Consider the following 5,453-nt stretch of genomic DNA (forward strand, 5'->3'; position numbering starts at 1 on the left):
GTGCTCAACGACGCCACGCCTCACGTCGAGGTCGATCCGGAAACCTACGAGGTGCGCGCCGACGGCGAGTTGCTGACCTGCGAGCCGGCGACCGTGCTGCCGATGGCGCAGCGGTATTTCCTGTTTTGAAAAGATCAGCGCTTCTTGGCAATCGCCAAACCCGCAAATCCCTCGTGCTAGCCTTTGTTGTCCTCGGCTGTCTGGGCGGTTGCGGATATCTGAAAGAGCCGGTGGGCCTTCCGCGCCGAATATGCGACTTTGAAATTGGAAGCAGAGCGCAAGTTTCCGACAGGTTCAAACGCGGCAGCCTTCGAAACATGGTTTGCCGGCAGTTCGGCTTTTAGGCTAGCGAGCAATCCACCGGTTCTGCGACAATCCAAAGCTGGAGGTCAATGCGAGGTGCGCACCATGTGGCTTCGACGCGTCGAGGGTTGCATTAACATCATGGCTGCCAACTATTGCGTGGATGAAAAGGGCAAGATCGCTGAGATGACCTTTTCTCACTCCGGCTACTGCTAGCAACAAAGTCCGTTGGCGGCTCTTAAAGGTACGCCGCAATATGCGGCTCACGACAAGTGGCAACGTGATCAGGCATGCCCACCGAAATAGCCTCTCCGCACGACGTCTTCCCGCATATCCGCATCGTCATGGGCATGGTGATCGGCCTTGGCGTGACCCGGCTTCTGTCGGGAGTCGCCCGCCTCGTCCAGCATCCCGGGCAGTACCGGCTCTATCCGGTGCATCTGGCCTGGGTCGGCTCCATGCTATTGCTGCTGGTGCATTTCTGGTGGTGGGAGTTCGGCCTCTACGCGCTGGAGACCTAGACCTTCGGCAAATATCTTTTCATCATCTTCTATGCCGTCACGCTGTTCCTGCTCTGCGCGCTGCTGTTTCCGGATTCGATGCTCGATTACACCAGCTACGAGGACTATTTCTATTCGCGCCGCGCCTGGTTCTTCGGCCTGCTGGGCACCACCTATCTGCTCGACGTGATCGACACGCTGCTCAAGGGGGAGGAGCATTTCGCCCGCTACGGCCACGAATATCTGATCCGCACACCGGTCTTCGTCGGGCTCTGCATCGCGGCCATCATGGTGCGCGACCGCCGCTTCCACATCGCCTTCGTCGCCGTCACGCTGATCTATCAGGTATCGTTCATCCTGCGGCTCTTCGACACCATCGTCTGAGCGCCATTGGGCGGATGGACTGGATGAGCTACGCTTCGTTGGAAAGGCAGGTTTAGAGCCATGTACAAGGCCGTCGGATCGCGCGGGTCCCGGGTCAGCCGCGTCCTGTGGATGCTCGAGGAGCTCGGGCAGCCCTATGAATTCGTCGAGGTCAAGCTGCGCTCGCCCGAAGCTTACGCGCTCAACCCCTCCGGCAAGGTGCCGATCCTGATCGACGGCGATCTGAAGGTCACCGATTCCGCGGCGATCTGCGTCTATCTTGCCGAAAAGCATGCCGACAAAGGCATGGGCGCCAATCCGGGTCTCGCCGGCCGCGCCGAGATGGATTCCTGGATGCATTTCGCCCAGTCGGAATTCGAGGCGCCGCTGTGGAATAAGCTGCGCCACCGCTTCATTCTGCCGAAGGAAGTCCGCGTCGATGTCGGCCCCGCCGCCGCCCACGATTTCGCTGCGGAGGTCAAGGCGCTCGACCGGCGGCTTGGCGACAAGCCTTTCGCGCTCGGCGACCGATTTTCCGCGGTCGATGTGCTGCTCGGCGACATGGGTGGCTGGGCTCGCGCCGGCCGGTTTCCGATCGAGTCCGAGCGCGTCGACGCCTATTTCGAGCGCGTGCTGTCGCGTCCCCCCCGCGCGCGGGCGCAAGCTAATGGCGGAGCCATGAGATGAAACTGAACATCAACACCGACTTCACCAAATTCCCGCGCGCGATCTCCGTTCTCGCAGCGGACAAGGCCGGAGCGATCGCGCCCTACGCCAGGGCCGTGCTTGCCCATGACGAGCGGCATCTGCGCCGCCGCGCCATCGAGACGGAGAGCGGTGACAAGGTGCTGGTCGACCTGCCGGAGCCGGTGGCGCTCGACAATGGCGACCGGCTGGTGCTGGAGGACGGCCGCCAGCTCGAAATCGTCGCGGCACCCGAGGACGTCTACGACATCCGCGCCCGCGACTCCGTGCATCTCACCGAACTCGCCTGGCATATCGGCAACCGTCACCTCGCCGCCGCGATCGAGGCGGAGCGCATCCTCATCCTGCGCGACCATGTCATCAAGGCGATGCTGGAGGGATTGGGCGCAACGGTGCGCGAGGTCTCCGAGCCGTTCAAGCCGGTGCGCGGCGCCTATTCCGGCCATGGCGGCCATGATCATGGCCACGCGCACAGCCATGCCGAAGCGCATGCCCATGCGCAGGGCGAGCATACTCACAGCCACGCGCACAGTCATTCCCATTCGTATGATGACGACGACCATCACCACCATGACTGAGCCCGGCATCGCCCCGCTGCGGCTGATGGCGTGGCTGTCGCCGGCCTTTCCGGTCGGCAGCTTCTCCTATAGCCATGGCCTCGAGCGCGCCGTGCAGGACGGTCTGGTCGCCGACAGGCAAAGCCTTGCCGCCTGGCTGGACACGCTGGTCGAGATGGGTTCGGGCTGGAACGACGCCGTGCTGTTTGCCGAAAGCTGGCGGTGCGCCCGCGACAGTGGCGACCTCGGCGAGATCGCCGCTCTCGCCGAGGCCTTGGCAGGTTCGCGCGAGCGCCATGCCGAGACCATGCTGCAGGGCGCTGCCTTCCTCAAGGCTGCCTCGGCCTGGCCAAGCCCGGTGCTGGGGCGCCTGCCGGCCGATTGCCCCTACTGCGTCGCGGTCGGCGCCGTCGCCGGCGGCAATGGCATTGGCCTGCCGGACGCGCTCTCTGCCTTCCTGCAAACCTTCTTCTCGAACCTCGTTCAGGCGGCGATCCGGCTCGGCGTCGTCGGCCAGGTCGATGCCACCGCATTGTTAGCCGGCTTTGAGCCGCTTGCGCTTACCACCGCCGCCCGCGCCGCCGCCTCCACGCTCGACGATCTCGGTGGCTGCGCCTTCGTTTCCGACGTCATGGCGATGCGTCACGAAACCCAATATTCCCGGTTGTTCCGCTCATGATCGTGCTCGCCTTCGCGCTTTCCCTTGTCCTGCTCATCATCACCGCGCTGCATGTCTATTGGGGAATTGGCGGCATCTGGCCGGGCACGGATGCCAAATCCTGCGCCCGTGCCGTCGTCGGCTTCCGCGGCGTCGACGAGATGCCGTCGCCTGGCGCCAGCTTTGCCGTTGCCGCCTGTCTTGGCCTGGCGACGCTTTGGCCGCTGGCGCTTGAGGGCGTCTTTGCCTCGCCCTTTCCCAAGGCGGGCCTCGCCGCCACCTCGTTGCTCATCGCGCTGGTTTTCCTCGGGCGCGGCATTGCCGGCTTCACGCCATGGTGGCGCCGGCTGGCGCCCGAACAGCCTTTCGCGCGGCTCGACGTCAGCTACTATTCGCCGCTCTGCCTGCTGATCGGGGCAGGCTTCGCAATCCTCGCCATCACGGAGTTTTCCGCATGACCCAGGCCAACGGTCCCCTTCGCATCGGCATCGGCGGTCCCGTCGGTTCCGGCAAGACGACGCTCACCGAAAAGCTCTGCAAGGCGCTGCGCGACGACTTCTCCATCGCCGTCGTCACCAACGACATCTACACCAGGGAAGACGCCATGATGCTGGCCCGGCTGCAGGCGCTGCCGGAGGAGCGCATCGTCGGCGTCGAGACGGGGGGGTGCCCACACACCGCTATCCGCGAGGACGCCTCGATCAATCTGCAGGCGATCGCCGAACTGAACCGCAAATTTCCGGACCTCGACATCATCTTCATCGAGTCCGGCGGCGACAATCTCGCGGCCACCTTTTCACCGGACCTTGCTGATCTCACCCTCTATGTCATCTCGGTCTGCCAGGGCGAGGAGATCCCGAGAAAGGGCGGGCCGGCCATCACCCGCTCCGATTTCCTGATCATCAACAAGAGCGATCTGGCGCCCTATGTGAACGTCAACCTCGACGTGATGGAAAGCGACGCCGCCCGTATGCGCGGCAAGCGGCCGTTCGGCTTCACCGACCTGTCGCGCGGCAAGGGCTTGCGGGAGGTGATCGACTTCATCGTCGAGCATGGCGGGTTGCAATCGGCGCGCCCGGCCGCCTGAACGGTGTTTGCGCCAGCACTTTCCCGTTGCTGGCCGCCATTGGGCGCGGCATTGTCACCAAAACCGGAGGATTTTCGATGAGCATCGCCCGCCTGCAGAAGGAACCGCTGAGCAATCTGCCCTTCTATGAGGAGCGCGTCGACCTCGCCTGCGCCTTCCGCTGGACGGCGCGGCTCAACATGCATGAGGCGGTGGCCAACCATTTCTCGCTGGCCGTCAACGAGGACGGCACCAAATTCCTGATGAACCCCAACCAGGTGCATTTCTCGCGCATCAAGGCGAGCGACCTGCTGCTGATCGACGCCAACGATCCCGATACGCTTTCCGGCCCCAATGCGCCCGATCCGACGGCCTGGGGCCTGCACGGCGCCATCCATCGCAACGTGCCGCACGCGCGCTGCGTCATGCATGTGCACTCGATTCACGCCACCGTGCTCGCCTCGCTGGCCGACTCGACCCTGCCGCCGATCGACCAGAACTCGGCCACCTTCTTCAACCGCCATGTCGTCGACGCCAACTATGGCGGGCTGGCCTTCGAGGAGGAGGGCGAGCGCTGCTCGCAGCTTCTGACCGATCCCAAGGTGAAGGTCATGGTCATGGGCAATCACGGCGTGCTGGTCATCGGCGACACTGTCGCCGACACCTTCAACCGCATGTTCTATTTCGAGCGCGCCGCCGAGACCTACATCAAGGCGCTGTGGACCGGCCGTCCGCTGCGCACCCTGTCTGACGCCATCGCCGAGAAGACCGCGGCTGAAGCCAACGACTATCCCGGCCAGGCCGAACGCCATCTCGCCGAGCTGAAGGCGATCCTCGACGAGCAGGAACCGGTCTACCGGAACTGAGCCGCCATTCTCCCTTCTCCCCGTTCACGGGGACAAGCGCCGGCAGGCGGATGAAGGGCGGTGCCGATGTTTGCGAGTTCGCTTAGAGCCCTAATTGCGTCCGCAATTCATCAGCGCTGTTGATCACCACGGCCCCCGGCGCCCCAGCCATCGGCGCTTCCGGCAAGAACATCGTCCGCATGCCCGCCGCAAGGCCGGCCATGGCGCCGGTCAGGCTGTCGTCGACCGCGACGGATTGCGCCGGATCGACCTCGGCCAGATGAGCGGCGCGCAGGAACGGCTCGGGATACGGCTTGCCTTCGCGCACGTCGTTGCGGCTGATCGTCTTCATGCCGGGGTAGATCAGGCCGACGGCACGCAGATTGGCATCGACGATCAGCCGGTCGGAATTGGAGACAACCGCCTGCTGCACGCCGCGTTCGCGCAATTCGTTGA

Annotated in this window: 7 protein-coding genes and 1 pseudogene; 7 read left to right on the forward strand and 1 reads right to left on the reverse strand. The window is 64.2% G+C overall.

Translation table 11 applies throughout. The features are described from left to right. Positions 1-593 precede the first annotated feature (593 nt). The 7 genes and pseudogenes from EN781_RS24545 (at position 594) to EN781_RS24575 (ending at position 5,018) form a co-directional block, all read left to right on the forward strand. A pseudogene (locus EN781_RS24545) lies at positions 594-1,187 on the forward strand (hypothetical protein). A gap of 60 nt (positions 1,188-1,247) precedes the next feature. Then, positions 1,248-1,853, forward strand: coding sequence for a glutathione S-transferase family protein (locus EN781_RS24550; protein WP_126057050.1), 606 nt, complete (start codon positions 1,248-1,250; stop codon positions 1,851-1,853). Continuing rightward, positions 1,850-2,449, forward strand: coding sequence for an urease accessory protein UreE (gene ureE / locus EN781_RS24555; protein ID WP_126057049.1), 600 nt, complete (start codon positions 1,850-1,852; stop codon positions 2,447-2,449). The genes EN781_RS24550 and ureE overlap by 4 nt, the downstream gene beginning before the upstream one ends. Next, a complete protein-coding gene (locus EN781_RS24560) occupies positions 2,418-3,107 on the forward strand; it encodes an urease accessory protein UreF (RefSeq protein ID WP_189347805.1) in 690 nt (229 codons plus the stop codon). Before ureE ends, EN781_RS24560 begins: the two co-directional genes overlap by 32 nt. Further along, the gene (locus EN781_RS24565) at positions 3,104-3,544 is read left to right on the forward strand and encodes a DUF3995 domain-containing protein (protein WP_126057047.1); all 441 of its coding nucleotides are present in this window, start codon (positions 3,104-3,106) and stop codon (positions 3,542-3,544) included. The genes EN781_RS24560 and EN781_RS24565 overlap by 4 nt, the downstream gene beginning before the upstream one ends. Continuing rightward, a complete protein-coding gene (gene ureG, locus EN781_RS24570) occupies positions 3,541-4,173 on the forward strand; it encodes an urease accessory protein UreG (RefSeq protein ID WP_126057046.1) in 633 nt (210 codons plus the stop codon). Before EN781_RS24565 ends, ureG begins: the two co-directional genes overlap by 4 nt. A 77-nt stretch (positions 4,174-4,250) precedes the next feature. Next, entirely contained in the window at positions 4,251-5,018 is a 768-nt protein-coding gene (locus EN781_RS24575) for a class II aldolase and adducin N-terminal domain-containing protein (protein ID WP_126057045.1), read from the forward strand. Positions 5,019-5,100: 82 nt separating this feature from the next. On the opposite strand, the gene EN781_RS24580 is transcribed toward EN781_RS24575, so the two are convergent. Continuing rightward, positions 5,101-5,453, reverse strand: a 353-nt coding sequence (locus EN781_RS24580) for an HAD family phosphatase (protein WP_145965606.1), incomplete at its 5' end; no start/stop codon positions are given.

Origin of the sequence: Mesorhizobium sp. M4A.F.Ca.ET.090.04.2.1 (genome assembly GCF_003999085.1) — a bacterium.
Lineage (GTDB): Bacteria > Pseudomonadota > Alphaproteobacteria > Rhizobiales > Rhizobiaceae > Mesorhizobium.